Annotated in this window: 18 protein-coding genes; 2 read left to right on the forward strand and 16 right to left on the reverse strand. The window is 38.6% G+C overall.

Translation table 11 applies throughout. The features are described from left to right. Window positions 1–5: 5 nt before the first annotated feature. Window positions 6–785, reverse strand: a complete 780-nt coding sequence (locus tag SCI76_RS03680; RefSeq protein ID WP_028413524.1) for an SDR family oxidoreductase — start codon at window positions 783–785, stop codon at window positions 6–8. Window positions 786–1093: 308 nt separating this feature from the next. Between SCI76_RS03680 and SCI76_RS03685 the strand changes: the two genes are divergently transcribed. After that, window positions 1094–2326 carry a helix-turn-helix domain-containing protein gene (locus tag SCI76_RS03685; RefSeq protein ID WP_328174832.1) on the forward strand — a complete coding sequence of 411 codons (1233 nt, stop codon included), beginning with the start codon at window positions 1094–1096 and terminating at the stop codon, window positions 2324–2326. Window positions 2327–2400: 74 nt separating this feature from the next. On the opposite strand, the gene SCI76_RS03690 is transcribed toward SCI76_RS03685, so the two are convergent. The 9 genes from SCI76_RS03690 to SCI76_RS03730 form a co-directional block, all read right to left on the reverse strand. Further along, the gene (locus SCI76_RS03690) at window positions 2401–3888 is read right to left on the reverse strand and encodes an NAD(P)/FAD-dependent oxidoreductase (protein WP_221833416.1); all 1488 of its coding nucleotides are present in this window, start codon (window positions 3886–3888) and stop codon (window positions 2401–2403) included. Between the two features lie 116 nt (window positions 3889–4004). After that, window positions 4005–4595, reverse strand: coding sequence for a superoxide dismutase family protein (locus SCI76_RS03695; RefSeq protein WP_028413527.1), 591 nt, complete (start codon window positions 4593–4595; stop codon window positions 4005–4007). 188 nt (window positions 4596–4783) lie between these two features. Then, window positions 4784–5269: a YusW family protein gene (locus tag SCI76_RS03700; protein WP_028413528.1), complete on the reverse strand. Its 486-nt coding sequence runs from the start codon at window positions 5267–5269 to the stop codon at window positions 4784–4786. A gap of 116 nt (window positions 5270–5385) precedes the next feature. Continuing rightward, window positions 5386–6768, reverse strand: coding sequence for an aspartate kinase (locus SCI76_RS03705; protein WP_028413529.1), 1383 nt, complete (start codon window positions 6766–6768; stop codon window positions 5386–5388). Between the two features lie 194 nt (window positions 6769–6962). Further along, window positions 6963–8834, reverse strand: a complete 1872-nt coding sequence (locus SCI76_RS03710) for a PTS fructose transporter subunit IIABC (protein ID WP_028413530.1) — start codon at window positions 8832–8834, stop codon at window positions 6963–6965. A 12-nt stretch (window positions 8835–8846) separates the two neighbouring features. After that, entirely contained in the window at window positions 8847–9761 is a 915-nt protein-coding gene (pfkB, locus tag SCI76_RS03715; protein WP_028413531.1) for a 1-phosphofructokinase, read from the reverse strand. After that, window positions 9758–10510 carry a DeoR/GlpR family DNA-binding transcription regulator gene (locus SCI76_RS03720; protein ID WP_028413532.1) on the reverse strand — a complete coding sequence of 251 codons (753 nt, stop codon included), beginning with the start codon at window positions 10508–10510 and terminating at the stop codon, window positions 9758–9760. Before SCI76_RS03720 ends, pfkB begins: the two co-directional genes overlap by 4 nt. 382 nt (window positions 10511–10892) lie before the next feature. Beyond that, window positions 10893–11033: a hypothetical protein gene (locus tag SCI76_RS03725; protein WP_013056833.1), complete on the reverse strand. Its 141-nt coding sequence runs from the start codon at window positions 11031–11033 to the stop codon at window positions 10893–10895. A 121-nt stretch (window positions 11034–11154) separates the two neighbouring features. Further along, window positions 11155–11508, reverse strand: a complete 354-nt coding sequence (locus tag SCI76_RS03730) for a YolD-like family protein (protein ID WP_033578844.1) — start codon at window positions 11506–11508, stop codon at window positions 11155–11157. A 248-nt stretch (window positions 11509–11756) separates the two neighbouring features. Here SCI76_RS03730 and SCI76_RS03735 point away from each other — a divergent pair, with 248 nt between their 5' ends. Then, on the forward strand, window positions 11757–12596 hold the full coding sequence (locus SCI76_RS03735) for a YitT family protein (protein WP_168760686.1): 840 nt from the start codon (window positions 11757–11759) through the stop codon (window positions 12594–12596). Window positions 12597–12627: 31 nt separating this feature from the next. On the opposite strand, the gene SCI76_RS03740 is transcribed toward SCI76_RS03735, so the two are convergent. From SCI76_RS03740 to SCI76_RS03765, 6 genes are all read right to left on the reverse strand, one after another. Further along, window positions 12628–13362, reverse strand: a complete 735-nt coding sequence (locus tag SCI76_RS03740) for an ABC transporter permease (RefSeq protein WP_168760685.1) — start codon at window positions 13360–13362, stop codon at window positions 12628–12630. Then, entirely contained in the window at window positions 13363–14070 is a 708-nt protein-coding gene (locus SCI76_RS03745) for an ABC transporter permease (RefSeq protein ID WP_047751072.1), read from the reverse strand. It lies immediately after the preceding gene. Continuing rightward, on the reverse strand, window positions 14045–14980 hold the full coding sequence (locus SCI76_RS03750; RefSeq protein WP_048021169.1) for an ABC transporter ATP-binding protein: 936 nt from the start codon (window positions 14978–14980) through the stop codon (window positions 14045–14047). Before SCI76_RS03750 ends, SCI76_RS03745 begins: the two co-directional genes overlap by 26 nt. An 85-nt stretch (window positions 14981–15065) precedes the next feature. Next, a complete protein-coding gene (locus SCI76_RS03755; protein WP_407545053.1) occupies window positions 15066–16430 on the reverse strand; it encodes an ATP-binding protein in 1365 nt (454 codons plus the stop codon). Further along, window positions 16427–17095 carry a response regulator transcription factor gene (locus SCI76_RS03760; RefSeq protein ID WP_028413539.1) on the reverse strand — a complete coding sequence of 223 codons (669 nt, stop codon included), beginning with the start codon at window positions 17093–17095 and terminating at the stop codon, window positions 16427–16429. Before SCI76_RS03760 ends, SCI76_RS03755 begins: the two co-directional genes overlap by 4 nt. A gap of 83 nt (window positions 17096–17178) precedes the next feature. Continuing rightward, window positions 17179–18174, reverse strand: coding sequence for a ketoacyl-ACP synthase III (locus SCI76_RS03765; protein ID WP_243494576.1), 996 nt, complete (start codon window positions 18172–18174; stop codon window positions 17179–17181). Between the last annotated feature and the right edge of the window lie 22 nt (window positions 18175–18196).

Consider the following 18196-nt stretch of genomic DNA (forward strand, 5'->3'; position numbering starts at 1 on the left):
CTCCTTTATTTAATTTCTTGTGTTCTGCGGACAACGGATGAAAGCCACTTTCTTGGTACAAAGCGCGGGATGAAGGTGGCGAGACGAAACTGTACTCCTGGTACGATAACCGTCTGCCCTTTCATAAATTTTTTATAGCCCGCTTTAGCAACTGCTTCTACATCCATTGCACCGCTTTGAAAAAGCTTGGAATTGCTCAGCTGAGCCCGGTCGCTAAAACCCGTTTTAGTTGGACCCGGGCATAGAGCACTTACCGTTACATTGGTACCTCTTAATTCATTTTCAAGGGCCTCTGTGAAAGATAATACGTACGCTTTCGTTGCGTAATACACTGTCATAAGCGGACCCGGCATAAATGCAGCAACGGACGCAATGTTTAAAATTTTCCCGTGATTTCTTTTGACCATATCGGGTAAAAATAATTTTGTTAAATGAGTTAATGCTCGGATATTTAAGTCAATCATGTTTAACTCTTCATCTAAAGCTGTTTCAATAAATTTACCGTATAGTCCAAAACCTGCATTGTTCACTAAATAATCAACGTGCATTTCTTTATTTTTAAGTTCTTCATACAGTGACTGTATCTCTTCTTCTCTTGATAAATCCTTTACAACCGTTATTACGTCAATATTATAAGTAGATTTTAAATTCTCTCTAATCGCTGTTAGTTTATCAGCACTTCTGGCAACTAAAATTAAAGAATGGCCATCCTTTGCGAATTGATAAGCTAACTCTTTACCTATTCCTCCGGACGCACCGGTGATGAGCGCATAATGCTGTGACATAGTGTTCACTCCTTATGTTTATACGTTCAAGAACTTAAACATTTAAACTTATCTTATAGGATTCATTTTTTCCCGTCAACTGTTTTCTATACTCTCCTTTTCTTTTATGTTTTCCATTTTTGCCATTTGCGCATTTCTGTACATTTTTTTACAAAATATGCGTTTTCTTTACATAGAAGGCTAATGTCGTCTAGTTTTGACAACCTTTGTCACCTAGCAGGAAAACAAGTGAAGATATGGTGAATACAACATACAACAAATAATCCATTACATAGTTGGATGAAAATAGATAAGGGAGGAAATGAAAAATGATGGAGACGTATACAATTAAAAAAGTAAGTGATCAATTAGAGGTAGAAAAGAAAACGTTAAAACAATGGGAAAAATTATTGGGCAGCTATTTAACAATTGAACGAGTAGATGGGGCCCGTGTCTATACAGAGGAACAAATTGAATTATTTAATGATATTAAACAGCTGTTTGATGAACAATGTACGTTAGATGAAGTCAAAGAATATGTTCAGCTGCTGATAAAGGAACAAGAAGAGCAGGAGCATTTAGTGATGGAATCAGAGGCAGCGGTTTCAAAAGAAGAAGAACCAGCAAAGTTGAAAACTGCTAAAAAAGAAAACGTCATTGATTTTCAAGAACACTCCAATAAACAAATGAAGCAAGAAAAGAAAAAAGCTGCTGAAAAGCAGGAAAACATTTCAGAGAATAAGCAAGAGAAGACCCCTCCTATACCTGAAGCACGATTAGCTACTGAAGAAGAAAAGCAGGCTATTTCTGCTTCTATTGAAGAACCAAAACCAAACGACCTTGTCGTGAATGAAAAAGAGCTGCTTCAAGGGGAACTAGTAGAAGCTGTTCGCCGCTATGAAGATGTGTTTGAAGTACTTGATACGTTTAAAGCTGATTTGTTAAAAGAAATGCGAGAAGGAATGCGAAATGAAGTTCGGGAAGAAATTGTCGGAGAAGTAAAAAAAGAGCTTGAAAAAAGTGCTACTCAAACTGTAGAAATGGTGGAGTCGGTCGGGGCATATATCTCTGAGTCTTCAGAACGCAGCGCAAGAGATGTAGAAAATATGTCTAAAAAAATTATCCGTTCTAACGAAAAATCGTTTGATGAAGTCACTTCTTTGATTGAAGATTATTCAACAATTGCGGAAGAAAAAACAGAGGATATGCGCCTGTTCATGAAAGATGTCATGGAGAATGCGGATGAATCCTCTAAAGAAATGCAGTATTTATTAGACCGATTCTCAAGCAATTCTACCGTTGCAATGAATCAAGTAAAATTTATGGTTGAAAAACTAAACAATTCTTCAACTAATACGACAGAAGAGCTTCGTGATTTAATTGATTCGATGAATGAAGAACGAGTCTATTATTTGAAAGAAATGGAGAAAGAGCGTAAGCTTCATCGTCAAAGCGTAGCTGAACGCGAAGAAATGTTTAGTGATTTTGTCCAAACCTTTAGACAAACCGCCGCTGCTGATATGAAGCGAAAACGGAAGTGGTGGAAGCTGTTTCTCTCCTGAAAACACCGGCCCTATGGTAATAGGGCCGGTGTTTTTTGATGGTATAAGCACTAGTAGTTTGTCTGTACGAAACGTTAAGGTAACCTATGCTGATGAGACGTTATACTTTGAAAAGCATGATAGCCGCTTATCGATACGCCTATAGTCCCCGCTCCCGGAAACACTGTATCTCCGCATAACCACAGCCCTTGTAAGCCAGATCGATGCGAAATGCTGTTGAACAAGGCATGATCTAACGTTTGCGGAAAGCCTCCCACTCCGCCGTTTGGGCGAGAAGTGAACCTTTCCCATGCTTTAGGAGCTCCTGAAATTTGATGCTCTGCTTCTTCAATGTTAGGAATGATAGTTTTAATTCCTGCTATCATTTTTTTCTCAAGAACTTGTTTTTGAACATCATAGGTTTCCTTGTTACTCCACTTGCTAAGCTCAATGTGAGTAGATGCTGTAATTGTACGCTTGCCTTGAGGCGCACGAAAACGATCGTCAGGATGAGACACGGAAATAAATAAATGATTTCCTTCCGTCATCTCGCCTTGTTCGGATTGAAGCACCTGCTGAAACAACTCTACCTTCTGCGGAAGATCTCTTTCATCAATCGCAACATACATCGAAAACGTTCCCCACTGCGGAAGCTCGCTTTTTTCTTTGGCCCTCTTATGGATATGTTGGTAATCTTCATCATGCAGTAAAGACTTTAAGCTTTGAATTGGCGCGTTGCATACAACGTCTGAAGCGCGGTAGCGGTTACCTCTATGATCATGCACGATCCACTCGTCGTTATCACGCTCTATCTTTACTACTTTCCTTCCTAGAGTCGTTTTTCCTCCGTTGGCTTTAATAGATTTTTGCAGGGCTTCTGCGACTTTGTATAAGCCACCGTTCACATAGAAAGCTCCTTCGTGATAAATATCCAACGCTAGACATCCGATAAGCATTGAACAGTTCTCACTCGTTGTCTGCATGCTGTCTATTAATTGACCATCAATAAAATGAATAAAGTCCGTTTCGTCTAGCAACCTGTGTTTTTTTAGTAAATGACTAAACGATTGATGAAAATAAGGTAATAACTTCACAGACCCAAGATTTAACGAACTTACCAGCCTACTCCACTCACCGATTGTGAGAGGAGGAAGAACCGGCAGCGGCCGCATGAGCTTGCGAATTTCTTTTGCAACTCTAAAAATACTTTCATAGAAGCTCCTAATATTCTTCGCTTTATGAGGAAATTGTTTTTGAAGATACGAAATATGCTGATACCGGTCTTGATAATAAATTAGTGTACGATGTGGAAGATGAACTTTCATGATTTTCTCAAGAGAAATCTTTTCAATTTCTAGGCCCAGGTACGTGCTGATTCGCTCATGGATCCCTCCGCGCTCAAACCCCATTCCAAGCGTCGCTCCGACAGGAAATGTATAGAGATGGCGCTGAAATTTCCCGGCACAGCCTCCCCACTCTCGAGAAGCTTCTAAAACCGTCACTTCATGGCCATGTTTAGCTAAAAGCGCTCCCGCTGTTAACCCACCTATTCCTCCACCTATTACAACAACTTGCTTATGCATGTTTTCACCTTCTTTAACTCTTTCTTCTATTGTGCAAAAAAAAGAAGCTCACCGCAATTTAGAAGCGGCTCGTTACGGCAATAAAAAAGCTGTGAATGATCTCACAGCTTTTTGGCTTATTTCGTAATCACTCCACAAACAATTCGATCTCCTGAGTTTCCTGAAGGATCTGTTGTGTAATCGTCTACTTTATCATGTATCACTAATGCCGACCCATCCATATCTATAAGAGAATTCGGCTTTCCTTCTTGCAACGTCACAAGAGAAGCAAAAATTTCGGTATCTACTTTTCCATTTGGCGCAACTTCTAAGTTGGGCAAGTCACCCGCATGCGGGCCTTTTGTATTTTTAAAGCCGTGTTCACGTTTAAAAGGATTAAAATGGGCCCCTGCTGTTTTGAAATCCGGCACCTCACATTTTCCTATTTCATGAATATGAAATCCATGTCTCCCGGGTGAAAGACCTTGAGCAGTTAATTTAATTTGCACACCGTTCTTTGCTTCTGTCAGCGTAGCCTCTCCTACTTTTTTGCCTGACGTATTCGTTAAATCTACTTTAACAGGTCCTACCGATACCTCGCTCGTTTCTTTCGCTTCCTCGGTTTTCAGGTGGTTTTCATGAGCGTTATTTTGCTCTTTTACCATGCTGCATGCTCCTAACAATAACAGAACAAAGACTACGCATCCGTTCATTATCAACTTTTGCATCCGTGATTCCTCCTTTTGCTTATTTATCACCATCCTTTCACTATTTTCCTTTTTTTAGACATCAAAAATAAGATTGAGACATACGTTCACCTTACCAAAGAAAAAATCCGAACGAGTTGGATTCTTAATGAAGAACCTCAATTCATCGTTCGGATTTTCCTTCAACTAAAATACTTTGTTTTAACGTCTTACTTTTGTTTAAAGTTGTATTCTTTTTCCGTTCCGTTTGAAAAACGAACTTCTAATTCAAACGACTGAAAATCTTTTTTTAGGCCAAACGCATCGATTACTTCCTTTTTTACATCTTCATCGGGGGTGCGCTGATCAAAATTTAACTTTTTAAATGTTGAAGATAATTTATTAAACGCTTTGTCTCCGTTCAAGTGCTCATCGTTAATATTATCATCCACTTTGGCTTCTATCTCATCGTTTTCATTTTCATAGTCGGCTTCATAATCATTATTAAGCCCCTTGTAGTCTACTTCTAAATCAAATTTTGAAAAGTTAAAAGATGTGTTTTCACTTTGATTATCATAGCTCATCGGCGTTCCGCCATTTGTCACGCCTTGTTTATTTTGAGCTTCTCTTGCGGGTGCCGCATCATCATTGTGGCATGCTGAAAGTACGCTCATACCTATAAGGGAAAAGAATATGAAAAAGGGTCTTTTCTTCATTGTATTTCCTCCTTTGACTTCACTCTTCCTTCCCTTTATGTCCACAAATTCAATTTATATACGCCTTCACTAGAAAACCCCGCTCTCTAAAAAGAAAGCGGGGTTTTTCGTCTTGTTTATTTTACATTAGAATAAGAAATACTGTACATGCTGTTAAAATACGTATTATAAAGAGCTTGAACAGCACGGTCTAAAGCGTCTGCTTTCACACCAAACATCATGCTTACCTCAGAAGAACCTTGGTTAATCATTTCAAGATTCACTTCAGCACGAGCAAAAGCTTCTGTAGCTTTCGCAGCAATTCCTACTGTACTATTCATTCCCTCTCCTACTACCATAACCATAGCAAGATCACGTTCAATAAAGATTTCATCTACTTCAAGTTCTTTTTCAATTCGAGCAAATACGCGTTTTTCCACATCTGGCGTAAGCTGATGCTCGCGCATGATGACAGAGATATTATCAATTCCTGAAGGAGTATGTTCGTATGAAATACCTTCATCTTCTAAAATTTCAAGCAATCTTCTGCCAAAACCAATTTCACGGTTTAATAAGTATTTGCTCACATGAATATTGCAAAAACCTTTGTCACCAGCGATTCCAACTACTGGCGTATCGCCGTGAGGGCGCTCAGCTACAATGAATGTACCTTTTGCTTCAGGATTATTTGTATTCTTAACACATACAGGAATGCCTAGTTTATAAACCGGCTCTAGCGCTTCATCATGGAAGACAGAAAAACCTGCATAGGATAGTTCACGCATTTCTCTGTATGTGACTTCTTTCATTTCATGAGGCTTTTCCACAAGTCTTGGATCTACGCTGTAAATAGCATCTACGTCAGTAAAGTTTTCATACAAGTCAGCTTTTACTCCTGCTGCTACAATTGAACCTGTAATATCTGACCCACCGCGCGAGAACGTAACCATGTTCCCTTCTTCAGAGTAGCCAAAAAATCCTGGAATCACCAAAATGCCCGAACGCTCTCTTAGCTGCGGCAGTTTTTCATAAGACAGCGGAAGCACTCTTGCTCTTCCTGGTTCATCAGAAACAAAAATACCTGCTTCTTTTGGATTTACATAATGAGCTTCAAACCCTAAATGGTTTAAATAAGCAGCCATTACCTTTGCGTTATTATCTTCTCCACTTGCTTTGAGACAATCTAATAAGCGAAACGGATCGTTTTTATGTAAATCAATAAGTGATTGTAAATTCGCAATAATATCAGTAATAATCGTTTCTGGCATAGACAAGTCAACCACGATTTCACGATAGCGATCGATTACTTGCCCAAACTCATCGACGTAATCTTCTCCAAGCTGTATTTTGGCAGAAAGTGCGATTAACAAATCTGTCATTTTTGTATCTTCTCCGTATCGCTTGCCCGGAGCTGATACAACTACCAGCTTTCTCTCTTTATCAGACGTTACAATATGCGCAACCTGTTTAAATTTCTCTGCGCTTGCAACTGAACTCCCGCCAAACTTCGCAACCTTCATGTTTGAGACACTTCCTTACTTTGTTTTTAATATTCGATTATTGTACCATATTTTATCAAGTAGAAAAGCTTATCTATCTAACTTTTCTAAAAATTAAAGGAATACTACCGTAATTGTACTCTCATAAAGAACAAATGTCTACCACAAAAACACAAAAGACTGATTTTACATGATGTAAAATCAGTCTTTATTTGTTATTCCGCTTTTGGTTTTTTTAATACACCTACAAGGACCGCTGTCACAATGGCACCAATTAAAATTGCTAGTGCATATAAAAGAGGATTTCCTTGTACAATTCCGATAACGAATACACCGCCGTGTGGTGCTGGTAAACCGATGTGGAACATCATTGTTAAAGCACCTGCTACTGCAGCACCGATAACCGATGCGGGAATAACACGGCCTGGGTCAGCTGCTGCGAATGGAATCGCACCTTCTGTGATAAATGAAAGACCCATTACATAACACGTTTTACCTGTTTCACGCTCTTGGCGAGTAAATTTGTTTTTGAACAAAGTTGTCGCAATAGCCATACCTAGTGGCGGAACCATACCGCCTGCCATAATCGCTGCGTGTGGAGCATAGTTTCCAGCATCAATCATTGCGATACCAAATGTAAAGGCTGCCTTATTAATAGGACCACCCATATCAATAGCCATCATACCGCCTAAGATAATACCTAATAATACTAAGTTACCCGTGCCAAATCCACTTAACCAGTGCGTTAACCCTTTGTTAATTGCACTAACTGGCTCATTTACAACATAAAGCATAATCAATCCTGAGATAAAAATCCCAAATAGCGGATAAAGAAGAACTGGCTTAATTCCATCAAGAGCTTGCGGCAGGACGCTGAACAATTTCTTTAATCCCACTACTACATAACCCGCTAAGAAACCAGCGATTAAACCACCTAAGAAACCGCCTCCGCCAGAAGCTGCTAAAAGACCTGCAACCATACCAGGAGCTAAACCAGGACGATCAGCAATACTCATTGCAATGAACCCTGCTAGTACCGGTACTAGTAAAAAGAATGCATTATCTCCGCCAATTGTTTTTAGCGCCGCTGCAAACGCATTGTACGTTGGATCTTTCGGTTCTGCTGAGTGAATACCAAACATAAATGAAATGGCGATTAAGATCCCGCCCCCTACAACAAACGGAAGCATTGCTGATACACCGCTCATTAGGTGTTTGTAAAACCCTGTACGCTCTGATCCTTTACTTTCTCCGCCTTCTTTGCTGCCACCGCCGCCGCTGTATACAGGAGCGTCTCCCTTTAACGCGCGGTTAATTAATTCTTCGGGCTTACGAATTCCTTCAGCTACTGGAACTTGAATAACTTTTTTACCTGCAAAACGTTCCATTTCTACTTGCTTGTCCGCTGCAACAATAATAGCGGTAGCGTTTTCAATTTCTTCCTTCGTCAACGCGTTTTTAACACCGCTGGAACCATTTGTTTCAACTTTGAGCGTCACGTTCATGTCTTTCGCTTTTGCTTTTAGGCTATCCGCTGCCATATACGTGTGGGCAATTCCCGTTGGACAAGCCGTTACAGCAAGCACTAATTGATCTGAAGCTGTATCCACTTCTTCTTCCGGCGCTTCATTTTCAGTTTCTTTATCATCAATTGCTTTAATGACTTCATCAATTGATGATGCTGTTAGCAACGTTTTTCGGAACGATTCGTCCATTAATAACGTAGACAAACGAGATAATGTTTCTAAGTGAGCATTATTCGCGCCTTCACTCGCTGCAATCATGAAGAATAAATGTGCAGGCTGTCCGTCTAATGATTCATAATCAATACCTTCTGTTGAGCGTCCAAATGCAATGGCCGGTGTTTTTACGGAGCTTGTTTTTGCATGCGGAATGGCAATGCCTTCCCCAATTCCCGTTGTACTTTGAGATTCACGATTTAAAATTGCCTCTTTATAGCCAGCTCGGTCGCTTAAGCGACCAGCTTCGTCTAATTTTCCAACTAACTCATCAATAACATCAGCTTTTGACGTGCTTTTTAAATCAAGAATGATTGTATCTTTTTTTAATAGTTCTGTAATTCTCATTCTCGGTTCCCCCTACTCTACCTTTGTGATTGACACTTGTTCACGAAGCGTCTTTACATCTTCTGCTGTACATAATTCAAGTGAGAATGCTGTGGCACTTCCTGAAGCAACTCCTGTTTGAAAGGCTTCTAATAAATCCCCTTGCTTTACATAAGAAGCAATAAATCCAGCTACAAGTGAATCGCCAGCTCCAACAGAATTCTTCACTGTTCCTTTAGGGACTGTGGCACTGTAGACACCGCTTTCGTTAATAAGAAGTGCTCCATCGCCTGCCATGGATACAACGACGTTTTGCGCTCCTTGTTCCACAAGTTTTTTACCGTATACTAGCGCATCTTCTGCACTGTTTACTTCTACATCAAACAATTCTGCAAGTTCATGATGATTTGGTTTGATAAAAAACGGCTTGTGAGACACGACGTCTAGCAAGGTTTTTCCACTTGCATCTACTACTACTTTTACTCCGTTCGCTGCTGCTAGTTCCGTTAACGTTTCATACACAGAACTTGGAAGCGTTTTCGGTATACTTCCTGCCAATACGAAGATATCGCCTTCAGTCATTTGCTTTACTTGAGTCAATAAAGACTGAAGCGCTTCGTCTGTAATAGCAGGTCCCTGACCGTTAATTTCTGTTTCTTTTTCCGTTTTTAACTTTACGTTAATGCGGGTATCTCCATCAACTCTTGTAAAAGCTGTTTCAATATTCTCCGCTTTTAAGTAGTCTTCGATATAGGTTCCTGTAAAGCCGGCTACAAAACCGAGAGCTTTATTATCAACATCTAATCGCTTTAAAACGCGAGAGACGTTAATGCCTTTCCCTCCTGGAAACTTGGCTTCATTCGTTGTGCGGTTAAGTCCGCCTTCTTCGAATGCTGAAACATGTACTACGTAATCAACGGATGGGTTCAACGTACATGTATAAATCATGATTTCACAACCTTTATGTCTGTTTTGTTTGCATACTGTATAAGTACATCACTAGGTACGTCATTTGTTATAATTTTTGCTTCATGTAAATCGGCTATTTTCGCAAAACTTGTTTCAAAAAACTTAGTAGAATCTGATAAAATATAAGATTCTCTAGAAAGCTTCATTGCCGTTTGCTTAATCAATGCTTCTTCTGGATCAGGAGTTGTATATCCATATTGATGATGAATCCCATTCGCTCCCATAAAGCACTTATCAAAACGATACTGCTCAAGACTTAAAAGAGCTCCATTGCCGATTAAAGCGCCCGTTTTATGTTTAACAGATCCTCCAATTAAATAGAGGGTGATACCTTGTTCTAGCATCGGGTTTAAATGCATTAAACCATTTGTCACGACAACTACATCTTTTTGCTTCAAAAAAGGAATCATTTCATACGTTGTAGTTCCTGCATCTAAAAAAATACAGTCACCTTCATTTATAATGGAAGCCGCATACTCTGCAATGTTTCGTTTATCTTGAATATTTTTAGCAGATTTTTCGATAACGCTCAGTTCGATTCGTTTACTGCGAATAAGCGAAGCGCCACCGTGAACACGTTTGAGCATTTGCTCTTCTTCTAGTTGACTTAAGTCTCTTCTAATTGTGGATTCCGAAGCGCCTGTAACTTCGATAAACTCTTGCACTTTTACAAGTTCTTTCTCTTTTAAAAGTTTTAAGATTAGTTGATGTCTCTCCGGCGTTAACATGTTCTAGCTCCTTTTTCAAAAAAGCGTTTTCATTTATTTCATGTACTTACTTTATCACGGTTTACATTCAAAATCAATCATAAAAAATCAAAAACATTCATTTTTTTAATTACAAAATAAAGTTTTTTGAACGAACAATTAGATTTGCATTTGTTTTGATAATAGTTTATACAAAAGGAAATAAGCTGGTAATTCAATAATTTGTCTACTTTTCTCATTATATGTAAAGGTTTTCTTGCAACTAATTAGCTTTGACTGTTTTTGACTATTTCTTGACCGATTTAATTTCTCTTGACTGAATTATGTTTAGCTTGTCCTGTTTTAATGAGAGCCTATACATCAAAAAAGTTGTCCACCTTTTTGGACAACTCAAAGTGACCCATCATTTAAATAAAAACAGAAGCATATATAATATAGAAGCAAGGGCAGAAGAAATAGCCAAACTTGAGATAAACCGAACGAGTCTTTTCTTAATGAACTGCGTTAATTCAATTTCTCTTACTTGAGTTTTTTCATTTTGCATACAATATCCCTTCTTTAATCAAAATTTCCTAGTAGCTAAAAGTGACTACTCGCAGAATATGCTTTTATGTATTGTATGCAAGCGTTAAAAAAAAGATACAAATTCAACAAAAAAGCTACTCTTAGCTAGAGTAGCTTTCATCTTTCCATACATCTGCTTCAATTACTGCATCCGCTCGAATCGAATATGTATAACAAGGCCCTGTCACCATCAGCGTATTCGACTGCAGAGAAACTTTATCGATTGTCACTCGTTCATATCTTTGAATATGTCCTGCTTCATAGACGTGAAGGGTTACTGGATGATGCTCCGAGTAACTGTTCATAATGACATTTTCAATATGCTCAATCTTTTCTTTTTTCAACCCTAAAGACTGCTTATGCGCCTCGGGACTGTACATTTTCTTCATTTTCTCTAAATGCTCAGGCATTACTAACTTCGCATACTGTTTTAATTCATCTTGATACACGTTCATTCTCCCCCTTGACTCTTGCTTCTATTTTACCGAACGAACATTCTCATTGCAAAACTTTTTAATCAAAATAAAAGCAAACAATTCATTTTTTCATACTCCATAAAAACTGTCAAAAGATTTTATGTTGATAGCAGAAATTGATTTTTTAAAAAATAATAATATCCCATCTTTAATTCAGCCTCTAGAGTTGGTATAATACATTGTCATGACTGTGTTTTCGGAGTTTTTGATGATTGGAGGTAACGTTCATGATCAATAAAATAAAAGAAATTATCCTCATTATTCTAGGAAGCCTCATTTTCGCACTGGCCATTAATTATTTTGCTATTCCAAATGAATTAGCAGAAGGCGGCGTAACCGGTGTAACAATGATTACCTATTATATACTAGGCTGGTCTCCTGGTATCACAAACTTTATATTAAACGGTTTGCTGGTACTGATCGGATACAAATTGCTTCACAAACGTGTGATTGCTTACACAATTATATGTATTATTTTCACATCTCTATTCCTACATATAACTGAAGGACTGGGAAATCCTCTTGACGATACGCTACTGGGGGCTATTTTTGCTGGTATTTTAGCCGGTGTAGGACTCGGGCTTGTGTTTAGAGGTGGCGGAACTTCCGGAGGCTCGGCAGTTATCGCCCGCTTAGCTAATCAATATCTAGACTGGAATATTAGCAAAACGATGCTAGCAATTGATTTATTAGTTGTAGCAAGCGCCTATTTTGTCATCGGTGGAGAAAAGACGATGTACACGGTTATTTCTCTTTATATCGGAACAAAGGTGCTTGATTATATTATTGAAGGACTCAACCCCCGCAAAGCAATCACTATTATTTCACACCGTTCAGCTGAAGTAGCCGAACAAGTTAACAAAAAGATGCAGCGAGGCGTCACTGTCTTTTCTGCTCATGGAAGCTATACAAAAGAAGCAAAAGACGTATTGTACGTAGTTGTGAACAAACAAGAACTATTAGAGTTAAAGCGCATTATTCATAAAGTCGATGAACAGGCTTTTGTGGTTGTCCACGATGTGCGAGACGTCTTTGGAGTAGGTTTTACTATTCCAAAAGCCAGCTAAAAACCCGCTGTAAAAAAGCGGGTTTTTTCTATTATATATGTTTGCGCTGAAAATACAGTAAACCTGCTACTCCAAAAAGCAGAAAGCTGCTTATAACAACCACTAAGAAATTCTGTGTAGTCAGCATCAACCCCCATGATGCTTTTCCAGTTACACCTAACATTCCATACATTGGCTGAGTCCATGGGTACCAGGGGCCAAATCGTTCAGAATTAGCAACTAATAAATTCGGTAGTGTTAAGATGACGTTGACTGTCAAAGATGCTCCAAAGCTAGAACATGCCATTGACACAGCTAGCATAAACGCAAGAATGGGCAACACCGCAACCCATCCGCCTAGCATATTTCCAGCTATCATCTTTAATGGCACAGCGCTCGGATAGTCTTTTAACATGCTAACTCCTAATAAAACAACCAATACAAGCACTTGAAGAATCCCCATGAAAGCTGCTGCTGTAATCAATTTTGCTCCGTATACCGATGTCCTTGTCACAGGAAGATATAATAATTGCTTCCATCCTCCCGCTTCGTGTTCATACCGACAGATGAAGGATGTTACTAATCCGCCAATTAACGGATAAAACAGCAATCCGTGAACATTGGCAATCAAGGCATCTGCCATTGCCCATTTCATTCTCCCGCTTGGCATTGCCTGATCACCTACAAAAAGGATAATAGCGATTAGAATAGGACTCACAAAAAGGTACGTCCAGGCTTTTGTTTTAAACAATTTAAACGATTCTATCCTACATAATTGCAAAAACATTTAGGCCACATCCTTTTTGATAAAGTGCAAGGCGCCTGCAGCATATAGGAAAATACCGATAATTACACCTGCTATTATGTACATATTCCGATAGTCAGAAAACGCTAGCATTGGCCATTGCCAGAAAAACCAGCTCGGCAATTCTCTCATACCACTCATCGTCACACTCATCACAATACCTAGTGCAAGAGAGCGGCCTTGATTTTTAAAAAGCATAGATAACCATATTTGAATAGCTACAAATGGAATGGCAGAAAAAAACGGATAAAAGGTATACACGAAAAGATTTTTCCAAGAAGACGGAAAACCAAATCCTAACCACCAGCCTAACCCAATTATACCGATTAATAGAACAGCAGAAGCGATAAGTAGCATAAACATAACTACTACAAATTTTGCTGTATAAACACTCAGTCTGCTCACAGGTAAGCTCAGCAGCTGCTTCCATGAGCTTCTATGATATTCAATATGTGCTACATTTGAAGCAAGAATCGTTCCTCCCAGTAAAAAAGCTATTGGAAGCGTGATGTTTAGTTCATGTAAAAGACCTTCCCACACATTCGGATTTTGCTGAATTAAATATTCATATCGAACGCTATAATCAACTAGAGTTAAGCCAATTACACCCGCTGGACCTAAAAATAGTAAAAACCAGAGCCATTTTCTTTTTAACTTTATACACTCAGCCTGCAGTATTTTTGTGAACATATCTATTCTCCTCGCTTGTCAGCTTTAAAAAGATATCTTCTAATGATTTCGATTTTTCTTCAACTCGGTAGATTGAGACATTTTCTTGCACAAGCTGATAAACAAGATGTGCCACTTGCTCATGATCAATATAATCTAAAAGAAGACTATGTTTATCGATAGTAGGTACAAACCCGTTTGCTAATAGTATTGTTTTAGCCTTTTCTATCTCTCCTGTTGTAAATGCCACTTGATGCTTAGCTTTTTTGCGAAGCGATTCAATCGAGCCATTAAATAGCATCTTTCCTTTTGTAATAATACCTACTTGAGTCGCTAAATGGTCGATTTCATAGAGTAAATGACTTGAAATCAATACGGTAACTCCGTTTTCCCCTGGCATTTCTTTAATTAATGAACGAATTTCTTGAATTCCTGCAGGATCCAGTCCGTTGGTTGGTTCGTCTAAGATTAATAAACGAGGATTTCCAAGGAGTGCAGAAGCAATACCAAGCCGCTGTTTCATTCCAAGAGAAAAGCCTTTGACTAGGCGATTTGCTTCTTTTGTTAATTTTACAATATTTAGTACTTCATCCACTCTGTTTTTAGATACACCTAGTATTTTACGAAGTACCTCTAAATTTTCTCTTGCAGTTAAATGCGCATAATAGGAAGGGCTCTCTACAAGTGAACCTATCTTTTTTAAGGCTTGAATATGCTGCCTGTGATTTTTTATTCTTTCTCCAAACAGCTCAATTTCCCCGCTCGTTGGCTTCATTAGCCCGAGCAACATTCGGATCGTTGTCGTCTTCCCTGCTCCATTAGGCCCTAAAAACCCGTAGATTTCTCCTTCTTTAATGGATAAATTCACTTCATCTACAGCTTCTGCTCCTTTAAATACTTTTATCAGCTGAGTCGTTTTAACAATTTCCACTTTTATCACCTCTCCTTTACTATAAACAGCCAAAGTTAAGAGGACGGAAAAGAAAGGTTAAAATTCGTTTAAAAAAGCGAGTGAATTAATCACTCGCTTTGTACACAATTTGAATATCCGTTCCATGTTTTGTAGAATGAATTGACCACGTTAACTCCATTTCTTTAATCATCGCATCCACAATCGCTAGACCTACACCGTTTTGCTTCGTATGGCTATTCTTTTTAAAGCCTGACCCTTTATCAGAAATGGTGAGAGAAGATAAATCATGCTCTTGAACAAGACGAAAGCTAATAAAGTTACCTTCTCTGGCATGACGAATGACATTTTGACATAAATTATCTATTATTCTTTCTAACCACTGAACATCTCCGCGCCAATATATGGACTGAGAAGGCAGTTGAATATCTACTTCCATATTCTCTTCTTCAAATAATGGATACCATTGCGCAATGCTTTTTCTAAGAAATCGAGCCATATCAACTTCCTCTTCCCGATATGGATATTTTCCATTTAACAGCAGCGTATAGGAAAATAAATTATCTATTAAATCACTAACAAATTCTACTTTTGTATCAATTACCTCAAGAGATTGTTGAATGTTCAAGGCCATTTCTTCGTTTTTCAGCTGATAAATATGCGTTCGAACAGTCGTGAGCGGTGTTCGTAAGTCATGCGATAGACTCATAATTAAGTCTTGCCGCAGCTGTTCTTCTTGCTTCTCTCGATACCGGCTTTCATGAAGCTGTTTAACCATTTGATTAAAGGATTGTTCTAGCTGACCAATTTCATCCGTGGACTCAGATACAACAGGTAAAGGAATTCCTCGCTCGCCTTTGTTGTTCATAGCAGCTTGTAACATTCGCAGCCTTTTTCGAATTCGAAGAAAAAAGAACAGAGAAAGTACAATAAAAGAAAGCACAATAATAAAAACAAATCCTAAATAAATATTATAGTAGGCTGGGTCTAGCCTTTGAATAGGAGGCTCAACGGCTTTTTCTGGCACTTCAATGACCATAAAACCTTGCTTTTTATCTGTTCCAATAAAGGTAATAACCGTATACGGATTGTTTCCGTATCGTTTTTTTATAAATTCAGCCGTATAAGACGATGACCATTGCTTCGGAAGGGCTGCATGATAAGGAAGCGGAAGCTGTGTTTGTCCATCTTCGTTTACCCAGAACATTGAAGCTTCAGGGTATTTTTCTTTTAATAATTTTAGCTTTTGATTAATTGTTTTCTCATTTGCTCCTTCTAGCTTTCGGGCTTCTTCATTCCACATTTGTTCGTAGTAGCTTTTTCCTTTATACTCTTCATTTAATAATCCTTGAATGTGCATAAAAGGGACGGTGATCAGCCATGAGCCTGCAAAAAATGATACCGGTATAATTAGTACAGCTGACAGCATAATTAAGATATACTTCGTGATAAGAGACTGTGTAACGTTCATTGCTTTACCCTGTACCCAATCCCTCGTATTGTTTCAATAATTTCAGGCTTAGCTGCATTTTTCTCCAATTTTTCTCGTAAATAGCGAATATGTACCATTAATGTTTTATCTCCTTCTATATAACGCTCTTTCCATACTCCTTCATAAATTTGTTCTTTTGTTAAAATTTGATTTAAATGCTGAAGGAAATAAGTAAAAATATGAAATTGCTTACCTGTTAAACTAATTTCTTCACTTGTCTCTCTGTTCATCACGCGATAGTCTATCATCGAAATATGCAAATGTTTTACAATAAGCTCTTCTTTCTTTCTTGAAAATCTCCTTAACAATACTTCGAGCCTTGCAAGCAGCTCTTCTGGATGAAACGGCTTTGTGACATAGTCATCGGCAAACTCTAGCCCCATGATCTTATCTTCTAGGGCTGTACGAGCTGAAAGCATTAAAATCGGGACATCAGGTGCTAGTTTTTTAAGCTTTTTTCCCACTGTAAATCCATCTAACCCAGGCAGCATTACATCTAGAATGACAATATCCGTTTGTTTAATAAACTGACTGGCGATATCTCCTGATTGTAACCAAGTAACTTCATAGTTTTGCTTTTTAAGCTCATTTTGAATCATTAATCCAATTTCTTCATTGTCTTCAATGTATAAAACGTGATTCATGCGCACACCCCCTTTACTTCTTTTTCCATTTTATCGAATTATTGTTAACGATAAAAGCCTAAAAAGCTAAAAGGCGACGCCTTTTAGCTTTTTTCTTTACACGTCCATTTAATTAACAAACCGCAATGCGTTAATCCTCCTCCAAACCCATAGAGAATAAGAAGGTCATTATCCCGTACTTTTCCTGTCATTATTCCTTCGTTCAAGGCAAGTGGAATAGAAGCTGAAGATGTATTTCCGCAGTATTGTACACTCGTTAACGTTTTATCCATTGAAACACCTGTTTTAGCACAAATAGCTTCAATCATCCGAAGGTTTGCACTGTGCGGAATAAACCAATTTACATCAGAAAGAGAAATAGAAGTATTCTTTAATAATGCTTCTACTCCTTTTGGAATCGTTCGGACAGCAAAGCGGTATACTTCACGCCCATTTTGAACTAAATTTCCACTGGAGTTAATTTCTTTTCCTGAAAGAGTATCAGATAAATTAGAACGGTATAAATTTATACCTCCGCTCCCATCCGTTCCGTAGTGACATCCTAAGAAACTTGGATTACACTCGTCGTACTCTACAAGCATCGCTCCCGCTCCGTCACCGAACAGCACGCAGGTGGCCCGGTCCGTATAATCTGTAATTTTCGACATGACTTCGGCACCAATAACTAAAATCTTTTTATGCAATCCGGACGTTACTAAGCCGTTCGCCACGTGAAGTCCATATGTAAAACCGGCGCATGCGGCACTTAAGTCAAATGCAGCAGCTTGATTAATATGAAAGTAATCTTGAACCTGACATGCTACGCTAGGAAAAAAATGATCCGGCGTTGTTGTCGAAACAATAATTGCATCTACATCTTCTATTTCTACATCATATCGGTTGAGCAAATTTTCAACTGCTCGAATGCCAAGCGTAGACGTGTATTCGCCTTCACCAGCAATTCGCCGTTCTTTCATTCCCGTGCGCTGTACAATCCATTCGTCACTTGTATCAACCATTTCTTTTAAATGGTCGTTCGTTAATTTTTGTTTTGGTGTATATATCCCCATTCCTGTGATTCTAGCTTTTGATTGCATCATTTCTCCACCTCAAATCAGTTGA

Source organism: Priestia sp. HNGD-A6 (genome assembly GCF_045784335.1).
GTDB classification, from domain to species: Bacteria; Bacillota; Bacilli; order Bacillales; family Bacillaceae_H; genus Priestia; species Priestia zanthoxyli.